The organism is Bradyrhizobium erythrophlei (assembly GCF_900129505.1).
Classification (GTDB): Bacteria; Pseudomonadota; Alphaproteobacteria; order Rhizobiales; family Xanthobacteraceae; genus Bradyrhizobium; species Bradyrhizobium erythrophlei_D.
This window is the reverse complement of sequence record NZ_LT670818.1, coordinates 7653677-7669985: the sequence shown is the minus strand read 5'-3', so window position 1 is coordinate 7669985 and position 16309 is coordinate 7653677. Positions and strand designations below refer to the sequence as shown.

Here is a 16309-nt window from a genome sequence, read left to right as displayed (position 1 = left end):
ATTCGTATCGTCGTGCGAACGCTTTGCGGTGTTGTCGATCGCCGTGCGTCGCGCGCTCTCACATCGCGGCGTCAACACTTCCTTAAGCGGGACGCTGTTTTTTTCAATGTGTTGGTGTATTCGGGATGCAGTGCATTTCGATTCCCGAGTGCACGCAGCGATTAAGCCATCTCACTAACATTAGGAGGGCAACATGGCCAAGAAAGCTAAGAAGGCGAAGAAGGCGAAGAGCGCAGTGAAGAAGACTGCGAAGAAGACCCGCAAGGTCGCCAAGAAGAAGAAGTAACTTTCGCTTCTTGAAAATTGCCGGCGGCTTGATGCCGGCACGTCACACGAGCCTTTATGACGATCTGCTTTTCCAAGGCAGGTTTTAAATCGGAAGGCTCTGGTCGACGAAAGAGGGTGTCGGCGAGACATCAGGTCAAACGGCTGGATCGACCTTTCGACGAGCTCAGGCGCTCCATCGAAAACCGGTCCGGCGGAAGAAACTGGTTTTCTTCGTTCGGTGCGGATCTCTCGAGCTCCGCAATTTCACCGGGCCTCCGGGCCCAACGTGAAATCTGATCCTGACGTGTTCGCCGACGCCCTCGTTCCCAGCGCTGCCGCATCTGGTGCCGGCGCTCCCGATGTTCCCTATCCCTGCATATGATCCGTCATCTTCTCCAAAATCAGGATTCTTATCGTCCGGGTGAGCCAGCTCGATCCGAGGAGCCTCCGCCCGCTGTTCGCGGAACGGATAGGAGCGGCTTACCGCTTCCTTCCAATCGGCCAAAGATGAGAAATTTTGCGATGCCGTCCGGGAGTAACTATTGGGAGCGGAGGAAATCATAGCGATGCGCTGCTGAACTGCAGCATTGCGGGGCTGCCGGAGTAGCAAAGCCACCCGCAGGCCACATTCCGACGACTACAACGGAGGTAGCTCCGCCTGCTCCAGCCAGTGCGTCATGCCCATCTTGCGGTACATTGCCTTCGCCGTCACAACATGCGAGTGCGCCTGCTCGCGTGTGCCGGTGTGCCGGTAGAGCCTGCCGAGGCCGAGATGGCAGTGAGCGATCAGCGGACGCATTCCGAGCTCCTCGGCGAGCGCGAGCGCATCGCGATAATGGCGCTCAGCGTGCTCAGGAGAACCGTGGCGGGTGGCGACATCGCCGAGCAGCCGGAGGGCCTTCGCCTCGTTGCCGCGCTGACCGCCCTCGCGGGCGATGGTCAGGGCCCGTCGGGCAAAATTGAGGCCGTTCTCAAGTTGGTCGGCGAGCACGCACGCTTCGCCCAGACGCATCAGCATGGCCGTCTGGGCAACTTGATGCCCCATAGCCTCGAAGGCGCCCAGCGCTTGCTCCAGCAACGAGAAGCCTTCAGCGGTCCGCCCCAAGAGCGCGTACGCATAGCCCAAATACCCCGTGCCAGCCAATAAAAAGAGGTTTCGCTCGGGAACCAGCGTTAGCCCGCGTTCCAGCAGGTCGACGGCGAGGCGGAAGTCCCCCCTGGTGATCTGGAGAGAGGCGAGATACGAACACGCGGAGGCCAAGCTGTAAGGGTGATCGAGCGTCTCGGCGAGGCGGAGGCCTTCCTCGCCATGGGCAATTCCTCGCTCGAACTGTCCCCGGTCGGCGAAGATCAATGCCAAATTGCTGCGGGCCGTCACAGCAGGAAATCCGCTAAGATCGAAGCGCTCCCGGCTCAGCTCACCTTCAAGCAACTGCAAAACTTTCAGGAGAAGCTCCTCGGCACGTCGATAGTCCCCCGTCCAGAGGCAGGCCGTGCCCAAATAGTGATTTGCAGTCACCTGGAGCGGAACATCTCCAAGCGACTCGGCGATGGCCTGGGCGTTCTGGCCAATCGCGATCGCCTCCGACAGATGCCCGGCTACCCAGAGGGCGCGGCACATGTGGGCGGACAATTGGGCGAATCGCCTTTGATCGTCGAGTGTCCTGGCCAAGCCTTCGACTTCGCGAATACAATGAATGATCCGCTCGAATGCTCCCAGCGGAAAGAGAGACGCCGCCAGGTCGAAGCGCAAATCAACGGCCTTCTGCAACGTCTCGCGCGTCTCCGGCAGAGTTTCTAGGAGGCTCAGCGCCCGCTCAAAGGAGTTGGCAGCCTCGCGGTTTGCCGATCTCGCCAGCGCAAGCCGGCCAGCCTTGACCCAATAGACGATCGCTTCGCTGAGAAGGCCGGCCTCGGTGAAATGATGGGCGATAAGCTCGGGCAGGTTTTCGGCCATCTCCGGGAACCGCTCGACCAGCACTTTGGCGATGCTCGAATGCAGCTGCCGCCGCCGACTCTTGAGCATCGTGACATAGGCGGCGTCCTGTACCAGCGCGTGCTTGAACGAGTAAGTCGCCATCGGAGGCACTCCGCGACCAGCGATGAGGCCAGAGACTTTCAGCCGCTCGAGTGCCACATCGAGGTCCGCCGGTGCCATCGCCGATACCGCAGCAATCAGCTCGTGGGAGAACTCCCGTCCGATCGCGGCACCGATCTGCGCCACATCCCGGACCGGTCCAAGGTGGTCGAGGCGGGCCACCAGCGAGGCCTGCAGCGTCGTCGGCATGGCGAGCGGCGGCAGCGGTCCGTCGAGCACGTAGCGATCCGCTGTCTCACGCAGTAGCCCGCTCTCGAGCAACGTGCTGGTCAGCTCCTCGATGAACAGTGGCACGCCATCTGCCCGGGCAAGGACGTGCTCGACGACGGCGTCGGGCAGCGACTTGTTCTTCGTGATGCCATCGATGATAGCGGTGCTGTCGCGGCGGCCAAGGCGACTCAACGGCAGCATCATTACATGCGGCTCACCGACCCAGGTTGGCTGGAACTCCGGCCGAAACGTGACGACCAGTAGCACCGGTGTGCTGGCAGCGCGGGCAATCAATCGATCGAGCAGATCGAGCGATGTCGGATCGATCCAGTGGACGTCCTCGAATACGATCAGGGCCGGGCTCTGCGCCGCGATGCCCTCGATCTGGTCGAGAAGCGCCGTAAGAATCAGCTCTCGCTTCTGCTCCGGGCTGACCGCCAATGCCAGGTACCGCCCGTCCGTGGGCACCATCAATAGCTCGGCGATGAGCGCCACATCGCGCGGCAGATTTGTCGCCGTCGGCTTGAGCAGGGCCTCCAACTTGTCGAGCTTTGCTCCGGCGTCGCTGCTCGGTTCGAAGCGCGCGGCCCGCTCGAGCTGCGCGATGAACGGATAAAGTGGGCTGTGCGTATGATGCGGCGAGCAGAAATAGCGAATGCAAGCTTGCGGCTCGCCCTTGCGCGCGGACAGCAGGCTCTCCGCGATGCGCGATTTGCCGATGCCGGGCTCGCCCGAGAGCAGCACCACCTCACCTTGACCGGCACTGGCTCGATCCCAGCGGCGCAGCAGCAGCTCGATCTCCTCCTGACGGCCGACGATGGGGGATAGCTCGCCCGCGCGCCGCGCCTCGAACCGGCTGACGCCGGCTCTCTCGCCGTGCACCTGCCACGCCTCCACGGCTTGCGCTAGCCCCTCAACCTCAATGGCAACGAGCGCGCGGCAGTCGAACATCCGCCCCACCAGCCGGTGCGTGCTGGCCGCAATGACGACCTCGCCTGCCGGTGCGATGGCCTGCAGCCGCGCCGCCAGGTTCGGCGTCCCGCCGATCGCGACGCGCTTCGCTGTTTCGCCGGCCCCCAGTTGCTCGCCGACGATCACCAGCCCGGTGGCGATGCCGACGCGGACCTGAAGGGTCACGCTGGAATCAGCCTTCAGCCTGCGAACTGCATCGAGTATGGCAAGGCCCGCGCGCACCGCCTGCTCGGTATCGTGCTCGTCAGCCGCCGGATAGCCGAAATAGACGAGCACGCCATCGCCCAAATACTGGGCGACAAATCCATCGAATCGCGACGCCATGTCGTCGATCACCTTGTGGAAAGCGGTGATCAGATCGCGCATGTCCTCGGGGTCGAGACGTGCCGAAATCGCCATCGAATCGACGATGCTGCACGCCATGATCGTGAGCTGCCGTCGCTCGGAGCTGCCGGAGCCGACCGCTCCCGCAGACGACGCCCCATCGCTCCGCGCGGCGGGATTTCCGGCCTTCAGCTCTTGTGCGGGATCGATCTTATTATCGACAAAGGACACCGCGACCTGCAGCCGGTCAGGCTGCGCCAGCGCGAGCCCGGCGACCTCTTTGACAGCGGGCGAACTGGCCGGCGGCGATCTGCTGCGCAGTTCGGCGATCAGCGACATGGTCGCCGCATCCGGCTCCGTATTCAACTCGTGTTTGAGCAGTGCGACGAGGTCCCGGTAGTGCTTGAGTGCTTCGGCCTTGCGTCCCGTGGCGGCGAGCGCCTGTACGATTAGCCGATGGGCGTCCTCACGCATGTTGTTGAGCGCGATGGCACGCTGTCCGGCCCTCAGAGCGCGTTCGGCGCGGCCGGCGGCCAACTCCTGTTTACCGAGGTCCATTATGGCGCCAAGGGCGAGCTCCAGTATTCTCTCGCGCTCACCCGTGAGCCATTCGTTCCAGCCCTCTTCGGCGACAATCACGTCGTCGATCAACCGGTCCCGGTAGAGATCGGCTGCCGCACCCAACGCATCGCGACTGCCCTCACGGACCAAGACCTCGAAGCGGCCGACATCGCATTGGATGACCGCCGCATTGAGCGATACGACCTCGCCGTCGCTCTCCAAAGCGTCCTGGCCGAGTACCTTGCGCAGCCGGAAGAGCGCCTGGCGCAGGTTCTGTTTGGCCTGCGCGTCGAAATGCGAGCCCCACAACAGAGCCGCCAGCTTCTCACGTGGCTGCGGCCGGGGCGCCGTGCAGGCCAGATAGGCCAACAAGCCCGCCAGCTTCTTGCTCGGCAGGTCGACCACGCCATCCGGTCCGGTCAGCTCGAAGCGCCCCAGCAGTGAAAGGTCAAATCTCGGGAAAGGCACGCTGTCCATCATTCCATCCGCAGGATTCGCACGGTTATCTCCTTCCAGGAAGCGCATCTTACAGTTTTCACGGCCCTCCGAAGAAAAAATAACGGCTTTGTCACGCCAAACTAGCGGCGGGGACGACGGCGGCAGGCTTCAACTGGTGTCACGCGAGCGATCTGCCGGGACATCCCGGTCGCGAAAATCGGAGTATCGCCATGAGCGCCTATACACTGATTGAATCACGCGACGATCATCTGCGCCTCGGTGGGATCTTCAGCCTGCCTGCAACGTGGTGGCAGCGAGCCTGTTTCAGGGCAGAGTTGCGCGTGGATATCAGAGACAAGCCCGATTTTCTCCGCGATATCGGCGTCGGCCTGCACGAAGCGCAAGTCGAAGCGTCGCGTTTTTTCTGGGAGCCTTTGCGGCTGAAGCATAGTCCAAGATCGCAATCCGATTGCTGCGGCGGACGTGGGCTCGACCAAGAGCGTGAGTGTCAATGTCTCCGAGATGCACCATAAGATCAAAAATTCGTCGGATGGAGCATTTCCACGACATGACATTCGTCCTTTCAACGGCGGTCGATCGGACGATCTAACGCTTCTAGCGCGCGTTTTTTCAGCGCTTCTGTAACGCCTGGCTTCGCCGGCGATGATTCGACAGGCTTCAGGGCACGCGAGTTGTGCGGCCGCACATTCGCAAGAGTCTTTGCGAGGTCGTTACCGATTTCGGACCGATGCAATTCCAATGATTGCGACTGCTTCGCACTCTGCGGAGCACTTGAGAGGCCCACCAGGGCGGGGGCTTTTCATGCCTAATATAAGCTCCGGTCATCACAATGACCGCCGGTATCGTCAGCGGCGGCTTGCCCCTTGGGCGCGCCTGGCGTGACCCCAACAAGGCAGTGGCGCGCCGGCCGCGCGTCTCCTGGTCTTTGTTCTTGCCGCGATGGTTATCGTTTCGCGAAGATCGCGGGTAAAGCGAAATCGGCGAATGAATGCCCCCCGGAAAGATAAGTATTTCTGTCATTTTGCCGGCGAGGGCGCGGCCATCCGTTTACGCCGCATTCATCGCGATGCTTAAACTGCCCTTCAAATTTGATCGGTCATGATCATCCCAACAAGCCGGCAGACGGCGTGGGGATAATGACGGGACGTTTTACAATTGGACGGGAGCCGCGCTCGGACAGGGCACGGCAAGAACAACAAAAAGGAGACGGCGGATGTTTCAGGGGCACATCGATCAGGATACGGCAATACCGGTGGAAGCAAGCGCGATCCCCGACGTGTTATTCGAACGCGGTCTGTACTGGGCGAGCGGACGCTCCGGCGTCGTCAATCTCGTCGCGGCGCATAAATGGTTCAACCTCGCAGCCCTGAAGGGCCGCATGGATGCAATTCCGCTGCGCCGCGAGGTCGCCGAGCTGATGTCCGAGGTCGAAATCGCCACGGCGCAGCGCGAAGCCCGGGCCTGGATGATGACGGCGCATTGAGCGCACACGCGACCCGCAAAGGTTTTTGGGGTCTCGCCGGCTCGACGCGTCGACCGGCGGACCCCACGCTATTGCGGGGGCGCGGCTCGCGCCTTCTCTCTCAATTCTAACGATGGACGTTGAAGAGAGGGCGTCTCGCGGGTGCTTGCACCTGTCTCGTAGGTTTGTCATTCGGCTTTTTGCAGGAAGCGTTTTATAGCAAAAGCCTTGCCAGAGCCTGATTTGAAGTATCGCTCAAGCCGGCGTGCTGTCATCTCGTCTGCTACCGCTACATAAGAACGCAGAACTGCCGGCAAATGCTTGCCGGTGGAAATGACGTGCCCTTGCTGATGAGATGTCATTCGACGCCGGAGATCATTCGTCGAGCCGACATAGATGTCGCCGTTGCTCAGCTCAAGGAAATAGACATACCACAAGTCCGACAGTCTCCCGACGCTCCTGCGGAGCTTCTGGAGACACCGTTCGCCTTGCGGTTTCGGGTGGCCCGCCACCCGTAGCCCGCAGGGGGAAGGGTGGCGGAGCCGGAGGGATTCGAACCCTCGATAGGGCTTTACAACCCTATAACGGTTTAGCAAACCGCCGCCTTCAGCCACTCGGCCACAGCTCCGTTAAGGCCGATATGCCCGACACGGGCGCGAGCCGCAAGCGGCAGATTCGCGGCAGCCGAATTCGCGGCCATTTTATCGCTCCTGACGACTCCGCGGCCGGCAACCCCGCTCTCGCAGGGCGTCTTGCAATCGAAGCCGCCGCGCCGCGGTCCTGATGGTCGCGGCCGGCCGAACGGCGCGGTGCGGCGATTCTTCGCGGCGATTTGTCGGAAGCCCGATGGGCAGGATTCGCCTTCGCGCGCAATGCGCTGATCCGTCCCCGGAAACTGAAAACCGTGTTCCATGGCCGAGAAACGGGAAGTTTTCGCACCCTGTCGCCTCGGCGCGGCGCATGATTGGCTCGGTCGCGATCAACGCGAGGTCGCGATCGTTACTTCAAGGTCGCGCAATGCCCATAAAGTGGGCATGATCGCAGCGCGAGTGCGCGGTTCCGATCGTGGATCTTCCTACGCGACTCCAGTCGTTCGCAGCAATCGATTCGGCTCGCAGTCGAGGGCGAGGCGGCAAAGCGGTTCGGGCAGGGGTGCTCAGCTGACAATCCAATGGCGAAATGGGACTAATCAAAAAATTCCATGTAAAACAATTGCTTGCAGCGAAAGCTGGATCGCGGTTGCGTGTTATTTGTGCAACACCCTTCCAAAAACGGCCTCCCCAACACCGTTCTGAGCGGTTCATTAGTTGCGTGTGCAGAAGTCCTCGGTAATTGTGATGTTGCGACGGAGGGGGGCATCCCGAGGTCGTCCCGTTATAGGTGGTTCGCTTAAGTCCCTCGCGTTCATGCGGGAGTGTCCGAAGGCGCGAAGCGGCTAAGCGGGTTTCATGGGATTAAGGGAACCAACCTCAAGGGTGTTGCACCCAGCGGATCCGGAACCTTCCCTACAGAGCAACTTGGAGGTTAACATGAAGATGGTTAAGAGCCTTATCCTCGGCTCAGCGGCGGGTCTGATCGCCATGAGCGGGGCACAGGCAGCTGATCTTCCCGTAAAGGCCAAAGCGGTCGAGTACGTGAGGATCTGCTCCCTGTATGGTGCCGGTTTCTACTACATCCCGGGCACCGACACCTGCATCAAGCTGGGTGGTTATCTGCGCGTAGACGTCCTGGCGAATACAAACTCGGACGCCAGCGGTAACATAGCGGGCGCCGGCGGCGCGAACAACCGCTTCACGAACGGCTTCACTTGGCGCTCTCGTGAAGACCTGAACATCGACACCCGCACCGCGACCGAATACGGCGTGGTCCGTACATTCTTCGATGCGACGTTCAGCTGGACGGATGACACCTTTGCAGGCAACGGGAATGGCGCGACCGTCTACGGAGCGCTAGGTTCCGGTAACACCATCGTTGGGGCTCCGAACAATGCGACCTCGGGCGCCGTCGCCGGTGGTACGCTGGGCGTGTACTACGCCTTCATCCAGTTCGCCGGCTTCACGATGGGTAAAGCCGTGTCGCAGTTCAGCACTCCCTGGCAGAACTATCCGGGCAACAACTTCGACGGTCTCGTCGGTGGTGGCGGCACGGTCACGGGCGTCAACCAGTTCAGCTACACGGCTGACTTTGGCAACGGCGTCAGCGGCACCTTGTCGGCGCAGGATCCGACCCAATACTATCAGGCGGGCGTCAACAACCTCAGCGCCGGCGGTGCTTTTGGTACCAGCGACTACGCTGGAACGATGGCTCCTGACTTCGTCGGTATGATCCGCGTAGACCAGGCTTGGGGTCTGTTCCAGGCTTCGGTTGCCGCGCATGACAACCATGTCGCGTATTACGGTGGCACTGAACTTACGGGCCATCCCGCCGACAAGTGGGGCTGGGCCGGACAGTTGGCCGTGTCGATCAAGAACATCCCGACCGGCGCAGGTGACACGATCAACCTTCAGGGCGTGTATACCGACGGTGCGACCCGCTATAACATCCAGGACCTGTCTCAGGCCGGTGCGGTCACTATTTTTAGCGGCACAAACAATCCGCTGGCCTACCAGAGCGTTGGAGTTGGATTCGCTCCGGATACTGTGTTCGTAGCGGGCGGTTCTCAGCAGCTGATCCAGACCTGGGGTATGCGCGGTGCCTACACCCACAACTGGAATCCCTACTGGAACACCAGCGTCTACGGTGCTTGGGCTGCGGTCCAGTACAACGGCACGGCTAAGACTTTGCTGTGCGGTATCGGTGGCGTGGGTGGAACGATCCGCGCAACCTTCGGTACTGGTGTCACCACTTGCAACCCCGATTACAACATTGGGCAGGTTGGTATCATCACTCGTTGGACGCCCGTCAAGAATCTGACCTTCTCCGGGGATTTGACCTGGGAGGCTCTTGATCAGAAGTTCGCAGGCTTGGCCGCTCAGGGCAGTGCAGTTAGCACTATTGGCAAGCCGCCGACCCTCTACGAGCTCAAGGATCAGAACCAGTTCACCCTGCTGCTCCGCGCTCAGCGTAACTGGTAATCCGGTTCGTCTGATCGAAGGCTAACCGAGCCCCCGGCGGGAAACCGCCGGGGGTTCTTCTTTGTGCCAAAGAAATTGGCGTTGCAATTGCAGATGTGCAAATCGGAATCCCTGTGATTCCAATACCTGCGTTGTCCACGATCTAGTCTAGTGTCCGGATACTTCTTACATGAGAAGACGGGACGCGCGGACGTTTCGCTTGATCTCCAGTCGATCAAACGACCGAGCTGCAAGCGCTCGTCCAACGAGAGTTCGTTCACGTCACGTCGACCTTAGAAGGCGCGTTCGGTTTGCATCGCGAACGCATCGAATTGCGCGCCCGCATCACCGAAATTGGTTGGGCTCACCTGCCTTGCATCGTTGCCGTGAAGATAGTCGAACAAGAATCGGACGTTGCGATTGACGTATCAGTTCAATGCCACCGTATGGATTGTCTGTGGCCCGCCATCGAAGTCTATTTTTCGATGTGCCACGATCCGTCCCAGCCTGGGGGCAGTGGGTTTGCTTTCAGGCTTTCGATGCGCTTGAGCAGTGCCAATGACGGTCCGTCGCCGGGCATCGCCGCGAGCGACGCGTTGAGCGCGCAAAGCGCGTCGTCCCATCGCTGTTCGCGATACGCCGCAAGCCCCTCCAGATACTTGTCCCGTGACGACAGCTGCTGTGGCGTGAGTTCGCCCTTGCGTCCAAGGATCTCGAAAATGATTTCCGAATGGGTCTGGCCCGCCACCACGACCCGGTCGATCTCTCGAACCTCGACCGTGTTGCCCGCCGAAGCGCTTGTTTTCTCCGAAACCAGATTGCGGGTACCATACTCTTTGTTCGCACCCTCCAGGCGTGAGGCGAGGTTCACCACGTCGCCCATCACTGTATAACTCATCATGATGTCGGAGCCGATACTGCCGACCAGCGCTTCTCCCGTCGCAACACCGATCCGCAAATCGCATTTCTCCATCGAAGTGCCGCGCACTCCGAGAAGCTCGGGGATTTCCTGGCGCAACGTCGCGATACACTCGATCATTTCCAGGGCGGCGAGACATGCCAGCCGGGCATGATCGGCCTCGCCGACAAATGGAGGGCCCCAGTAGGCCATGATGGCGTCGCCGATATATTTGTCGATGATGCCCCGGTTGGTCCGGATCGGTTGGGACATGGTCGAAAGATAGCGGTTCATCACCTTGACCAGGCCGTGCGGCGTCATGCCTTCGCTCACACTCGTGAACCCTTTCAGGTCGCAGAACAGCACCGTCATCACCCGGCGCTCACCTTCCGCTGCGGTCAAGGTCGGGCGGTCGATCAACCCTTCGACGACGCGCGGATCAATATATTTGCCGAACGTTTCCCTGACGCGCCGGTTCTCGCGCAGTTGCACGACCATCCGGTTGAATGCGGCGGCCAGCTGTCCGATTTCGTCGCCCGTCGCAACATCGATGGATTGGTCGAGTTGGCCGGCCTCGACCGCACGGGTACCTTCGAGCAGTTGCCGGACAGAGCGAATGATGCCGCCACTGACCAGGTTTGCGAAAATCAAACCGACTATCGCGGCGAGGGCTGTCGCGATCGCCGAGATCACAACGGCCTGGCTCTGCTCCGACCTGATCGTCGCGATGGCGCCATAACTCGCCTTCAGCATCTCGGTCCGAACGGCATTGATTTTTTCATCGAGCTCGTCGCGGAGCGCGTCAGCTCGCGCGAGGCTGCGTCTCACTGCCGCGAAATCCAGCGCGTCGAGTTGCAGAATCAGTTCCTCCGCCACTTCCTTCAGATTGCGGCGGGATTCGCTCAACAGGCTGTCGATCCGGCTGTCGATGCGTGCCAGCGCCGCGTTGTCCGAAGGCGTACTGGTGTCCTCAATGATCGCATTGAGGAGCGTCCGCGCGGCCTGCGCCTCGCTGTCGACTTCGGCGTCCATTGCGTCGTACCGCTGCTTACGGAGCTTATATCCGGCCTCATCGGGCGGCTCCTGCATCTTTGCGATCACCATGCGGCGGAGCGCGAGAGCCCGTTCAAGCGACAGAATATTGATCCGTGTCAGATGCGCGTCGGCCGGAATGTATCTTGCCGTCAGTTCATCAAGCAGATGGCCGACCCGGCCAACCATGATCATCGACAGGACTGATGTCGCCAACATGAGGATGATCAACCCAGCCGCGATGGCGACGATCCGCCTTCTGATCGATTGCTTGATCACAGATCCGGAGAATCTCTTCAGGTTAAGAGTGAAAGTATTTGAAATGTCCCGTCCTCCAGGGAAGGCTGATTTCGCTTCAATCTAATTTTATGTACCAGAACGGATGGCGAAGCGGCCCGCTGGCGGCTCGCAGCGGCCCCGGAACTAACACGCTACTCGCCTTTTCACGGCGAAGACCGGAATGGTTCCCTTGCCCTTGATTTCGAGTTCGCCTAACGACTCTCCTTCGAAGCGATCCTTGATTCGCGCCCATGTGCCACCGGTCACCGCCACGCCGCTTGGCTCCGCTTTACCCGCCATGCGTGCGGCAATATTGACGGTGTCACCCCAAATGTCGAACTGGTAACGCTCCTGACCGACAATGCCCGCGACGACCGGACCAATATGAACCCCAACTCGTACTGCCCAGCCAAGTTGCGCGTCAATGGATGTGGCAGCCATTTGAAGTCCGCAAAGGATCGCCGATTCCAAGGGAGCGTCCGACTTTCTGAGCAACCCGGCCGCCGCCATGAAGGCATCGCCGATCGTCTTTATCTTTTCGAGGCCGTAGGTAGCGGCCACCCGCTCGAACGCAACGAACAAGGCGTCAAGCCGAGAGACCACTTCCTCGGGTTCGTGTTTGTCGCAATAGGACGTAAAATTGACGACGTCGCAGAATAGCACTGCAACGTCATTGTAGCGGCGCGGAATTACGGTGCCGATATTGCGGATCTCCTCGGCGGCCGCCTGCGGAAGCAAGCAGTAGAGCAGTTCATCAGCCTGCTTCTGAGACTCCCGCGCTCGCTGCAACGCCGCCTGTAGAGCGATGTGAGTCTTGACGCGAGCAAGGATGACCGAGGCCGAGAACGGTTTATGGACGTAATCGACCGCTCCAACATCAAAGCCCTTCCTTTCATCCTCGTCTTCGGTCTTGGCCGTGAGAAAGATGATCGGAATGCTGCTTGTCTCTGGATTTGCCTTCAGACGCCGGCACACTTCGTACCCGTCCATGCCAGGCATCGTTATATCCAAAAGAATAAGGTCAGGCCTATCGTCGGCCGAAGCAAGTGTCAGTGCTTTCTCGCCATTGGTCGCAACCTTCGTCCTGAATGATTCTTTGAGAACGCTGGAAATGATTCCGATATTGGTCGGCGTATCATCGACAATCAGAACGGTTTTGCGATCCGATAGAGACATTGGCTCACTCCAGAGAAAACTTGTGGCGCTGTGCGATACCGGCAAGGCAGTCAAGCGCAGCGGTGAAGTCGAAATCACGCACTGCCTTTTCCAGCGTATTCAGGTCGGCGTCCGAAAGGATGCCTTCGACATGCTCGCGCGCGTCCAATAGGTGGTCGAGTGCGGCTCCGTCGTCGTCCGCCAGCAACCGCTTGAGATGTCTCAACAGCGCCACGGTCTTGGTCGAATCGGGCACGACGGCACGCGAGCGGGGGTCTGCGGTATCGGACGCCAGGGCATTGCGGATCGCTTCTATCGTCCGCGCCAACTCGGCGGATAAGGCAGGCAAACCCGCATCCAAGGACCGAACATCACGGTTCCCGAGCGATCTTTCCAATTCAGTGGCCATGCCGTGTGTCGTCTTAGCGCCTAGATTTCCGGACACCCCCTTGAGCGTGTGTATAAGGCGCTCGGCTGAGACGAAATCCCCCCGTTCCACGCCGGCGCGGACTTCAGAAACGGCATCAGCCTGCTGCTCAACGAATTGCCTTAGCAGCGAACGGTAAAGCTTCACGTTTCCGGCCACCCGCCTCAGTCCATCGGCGGCGTCTAGCCCGGCGATTTCGGGCAGCACATCCGGGGGCGAAGAACGAATGACCTTTTTGGCTGGCGCCGCCAAGGCCCGGTCCGGCCGGTGGAATTGCATGAGAGTCCGGTACAATAGCTCGGGATCGATGGGCTTGGTGATATGCGCGCGCATGCCGGCCGCCCGACAACGATCGCGCTCTTCGGCCATTGCGTGCGCAGTCATGGCGACGATCGGGAGATCTGCCAGACGCGGCTCGGCGCGGATGCGCGCGGTGGCTTGGTAGCCATCCATCTCAGGCATCTGCAAGTCCATTAACACCGCGTCATAAGGGATGTCGCCAGCGGTAGCCAACACTTTGGCTACAGCCTCTCTTCCGTTATTGGCGACATCAACAGAGATGCCAACACCCTCGAGTAGTTCGACGGCAATCTGTTGGTTGATCGCGTTGTCCTCGGCCAGCAGCACACGTAATCCGTTCAGATCGTACGCCGTTGTCGCTACGGCTTTGCGAACGGCAGTTATGTGTTCCGGCGCGAATATCTCGGTAAGCGCATCGATCAGGGTAGATTGGTTGACCGGCTTTACGAGGAATCCGTTGACGCCCGCGAGTTCGGCTTCGCTGCGTACCTCCTCTCGCCCGAAGGCTGTGACAATGATGATGGCCGGCAAGCTCTTGAGCGAGCCGTCTGCGCGAAGCCGGCGGGCGGTTTCCACTCCGTCAAGTCCGGGCATGCGCCAATCCAGCAAGAGCACATCGAACGGGCGGCCCGCATCGGCGCGCTTTACTGCTTCGATCGCCTCCATACCCGAGGCCACCTGCTCTATTTCGGCACCAATGCTCCTTAGCTGGTCCTCCAATAGCTCCCGCGCAGCGGCATTGTCATCCACGACAAGCACTTTAAGTGATCCAAGCCGTGTGGGCACTACCTTACACGCGGTCGTTTCCGACAGGCCGAACCAGCCAGTGAAGCTGAAGGTGCTCCCTGCGCCCGGCTCGCTGACAACCCAAATAGAACCTCCCATCAACTCCACCAGGCGTTTGGAGATGGCCAAACCCAGTCCGGTTCCTCCATATTTGCGCGACGTCGAAGTATCGGCTTGCGAGAAGGCCTGAAACAGTCGGTTCGCCTGCTCCTTAGTCATGCCGATGCCGGTATCTTTGACGGAGAACTGCAGCTTGACCTTGTTACCCGTCTGCTCGAGCAACTCGCCGATAAGGTGTATTTCACCTGTCTCGGTGAACTTCACAGCGTTTCCAAGCAGATTGATGAGTACCTGTCCTAAGCGCAACGGATCGCCGAGCAGGGTCGGTGGAATGTCCGATGAGATATCAAACAGAAGCTCCAACCCCTTGTCCTGGATCTTCTGGGCGACCATGGTTGAGATATTGTTCATCAGCGAGTCGACTTCAACGGCGACGTTCTCGATATCGAGCTTACCCGCCTCGATTTTGGAAAAATCCAGAATGTCGTTGATGATGGACAGCAGCGAAGTGCCGGCATTATGAATCTTGCCGACATAATCGCGCTGCTTGGCAGTTAGATCCGTTTTCAGGCACAGATGCGCGAGGCCGATGACCGCGTTCATCGGAGTACGGATCTCGTGGCTCATATTGGCGAGGAACTCCGCCTTCGCCCTGGTAGCATCTTCTGCGGCGACCTTGGCTTCTGACAAGGCCGTTTGGATCTTCGTCAATTCGGTGACATCTACTATCCAACCGAGCAACCCCTGCTGTCCCTCATATTCCATGTGCATGAGAGTGGAGAGGCAGTCGCGGATCTCGCCATTGGCACCGCGGAATTGAACGCCGAAGTCTCGCACGATACCCTTCCGACTTAGCTCATCCAGTAGTGCGCTGCGCTGTTCGGGATAAACATATAGATCCGGGACGGAAGACCCCACTCTCAGGGCAAACATTTCCTCGCTTCGTGGATTGGTAAAGCGGGCAATGTTGTTGGTTGTTATCGTCACGCCTACCGGCGAGGCGTCGAGTATTCGCTGTAGCCGTTCCCGCTCTCGGCCCAAGGCCTCCGAAGATTGCCGCAAGGCAAGTGTCGCCTCATCGACCTTCCGCGCGATCTGTTGGTTCCGCCGCAACAACGAGCCTATGAATAAAGTGAATAGAGCCGTCGTCCCCGAGCCGCCGAGCAGTCCTGCCAAGGCCACGCCGTAGGAAGGGCCGCCATCAAACTCTCGTGTTGCCGTCCATGAGATTTCGATATCGGCGCCCGCGCTCGCCACTCTCGTGGTTGATGTGCGTTGGAACTCCCGTTCGTTCGGCGATCCGACTACGGACTTTACGTCGGGCTGACCCAGAAAGCGTCCCCTTAATCCTGGATAGATGCCCTTCGGGACCGGTCCGGCGCGCATTCCGTCCAGGAGGGTATCGTAATTCAGCGTTCCCACTACGATCGCCGTTTCCGGGGCTGCGGAGGCGGAAAGAGCAATCGCTGAAATGGTCTGGCCCCTTTCGGATTTGAATGGAGGACTGAGAGTGAATTGGTTTGGCCGCTTCGCCGCCAGCGACAAGGTCTGGGCGACATCGGCTATTTGGATGTATCGACCCGGATAACCGAGTGTGTCTGATGTAATGTCTACCTGCCACCCGCCGAGACGGTTAAGTCGCACAAGGCTTGCTTCGTCGAGCAGCACCGTGGTCGACCGGGACTGCATACTTTCAAACGCATTGAGGAATTCGTTCGGCTCCACCGTCTTGGAATTTTCGACGAGTGCCACCAGTCCCGACACAGGGGCATAGCTTTCCTCCAACCAAGCCAGCAGTGTGCTGGAAAGGCGCTCAGCGGTTTGATCGACTCGCGCATTCCAGTCTTTCTCCGCCCTTTCGAAAAAGAAATAGCTAAGGCAAATCGTTGCCGCCATGCCTGCAACGAACACAAGCGTTGAAAGCAGAAACGGCGACTTCCGGACTCTTCCTCTCGCCATTTTATAA

8 protein-coding genes and 1 tRNA gene are annotated in these 16309 nt (G+C 59.8%); 2 read left to right on the top strand and 7 right to left on the bottom strand.

Annotated features, from left to right (window positions below; all coding sequences use genetic code 11):
• Nucleotides 1-904: 904 nt before the first annotated feature.
• Nucleotides 905-4957: a BTAD domain-containing putative transcriptional regulator gene (locus tag B5525_RS35940; protein WP_244567702.1), complete on the bottom strand. Its 4053-nt coding sequence runs from the start codon at nt 4955-4957 to the stop codon at nt 905-907.
• A 167-nt stretch (nt 4958-5124) separates the two neighbouring features.
• Nucleotides 5125-5319 carry a hypothetical protein gene (locus B5525_RS35935; protein ID WP_154073654.1) on the bottom strand — a complete coding sequence of 65 codons (195 nt, stop codon included), beginning with the start codon at nt 5317-5319 and terminating at the stop codon, nt 5125-5127.
• Nucleotides 5320-6104: 785 nt separating this feature from the next.
• Between B5525_RS35935 and B5525_RS35930 the strand changes: the two genes are divergently transcribed.
• On the top strand, nt 6105-6374 hold the full coding sequence (locus B5525_RS35930; RefSeq protein ID WP_079570658.1) for a hypothetical protein: 270 nt from the start codon (nt 6105-6107) through the stop codon (nt 6372-6374).
• Nucleotides 6375-6541: 167 nt separating this feature from the next.
• On the opposite strand, the gene B5525_RS35925 is transcribed toward B5525_RS35930, so the two are convergent.
• The gene (locus tag B5525_RS35925) at nt 6542-6790 is read right to left on the bottom strand and encodes a GIY-YIG nuclease family protein (protein ID WP_079574252.1); all 249 of its coding nucleotides are present in this window, start codon (nt 6788-6790) and stop codon (nt 6542-6544) included.
• 97 nt (nt 6791-6887) lie between these two features.
• Nucleotides 6888-6981: transfer RNA gene (locus tag B5525_RS35920), tRNA-Ser, on the bottom strand.
• Between the two features lie 901 nt (nt 6982-7882).
• On the opposite strand from B5525_RS35920, the gene B5525_RS35910 reads away from it, so the two are divergent.
• Entirely contained in the window at nt 7883-9427 is a 1545-nt protein-coding gene (locus B5525_RS35910) for a porin (RefSeq protein WP_079574250.1), read from the top strand.
• A gap of 454 nt (nt 9428-9881) precedes the next feature.
• On the opposite strand, the gene B5525_RS35905 is transcribed toward B5525_RS35910, so the two are convergent.
• The 3 genes from B5525_RS35905 to B5525_RS35895 form a co-directional block, all read right to left on the bottom strand.
• The gene (locus B5525_RS35905) at nt 9882-11555 is read right to left on the bottom strand and encodes an adenylate/guanylate cyclase domain-containing protein (protein ID WP_079574248.1); all 1674 of its coding nucleotides are present in this window, start codon (nt 11553-11555) and stop codon (nt 9882-9884) included.
• A 204-nt stretch (nt 11556-11759) separates the two neighbouring features.
• Entirely contained in the window at nt 11760-12791 is a 1032-nt protein-coding gene (locus B5525_RS35900) for an adenylate/guanylate cyclase domain-containing protein (RefSeq protein WP_079570654.1), read from the bottom strand.
• 4 nt (nt 12792-12795) lie between these two features.
• Complete coding sequence (locus tag B5525_RS35895; RefSeq protein ID WP_079570653.1) at nt 12796-16302, bottom strand: response regulator; 3507 nt, start codon at nt 16300-16302, stop codon at nt 12796-12798.
• Nucleotides 16303-16309: the final 7 nt, after the last annotated feature.

Bases quoted from the DNA above. Each gene is read 5' to 3' on its own strand.
- B5525_RS35930 (WP_079570658.1), top strand. From the start codon at position 6,105: ATGTTTCAGGGGCACATCGATCAGGATACGGCAATACCGGTGGAAGCA.
- B5525_RS35900 (WP_079570654.1), bottom strand. From the start codon at position 12,791: ATGTCTCTATCGGATCGCAAAACCGTTCTGATTGTCGATGATACGCCG.
- B5525_RS35905 (WP_079574248.1), bottom strand. From the start codon at position 11,555: ATGTTGGCGACATCAGTCCTGTCGATGATCATGGTTGGCCGGGTCGGC.
- B5525_RS35940 (WP_244567702.1), bottom strand. From the start codon at position 4,957: ATGCGCTTCCTGGAAGGAGATAACCGTGCGAATCCTGCGGATGGAATG.
- B5525_RS35910 (WP_079574250.1), top strand. From the start codon at position 7,883: ATGAAGATGGTTAAGAGCCTTATCCTCGGCTCAGCGGCGGGTCTGATC.
- B5525_RS35895 (WP_079570653.1), bottom strand. From the start codon at position 16,302: ATGGCGAGAGGAAGAGTCCGGAAGTCGCCGTTTCTGCTTTCAACGCTT.
- B5525_RS35935 (WP_154073654.1), bottom strand. From the start codon at position 5,319: ATGCTTCAGCCGCAAAGGCTCCCAGAAAAAACGCGACGCTTCGACTTG.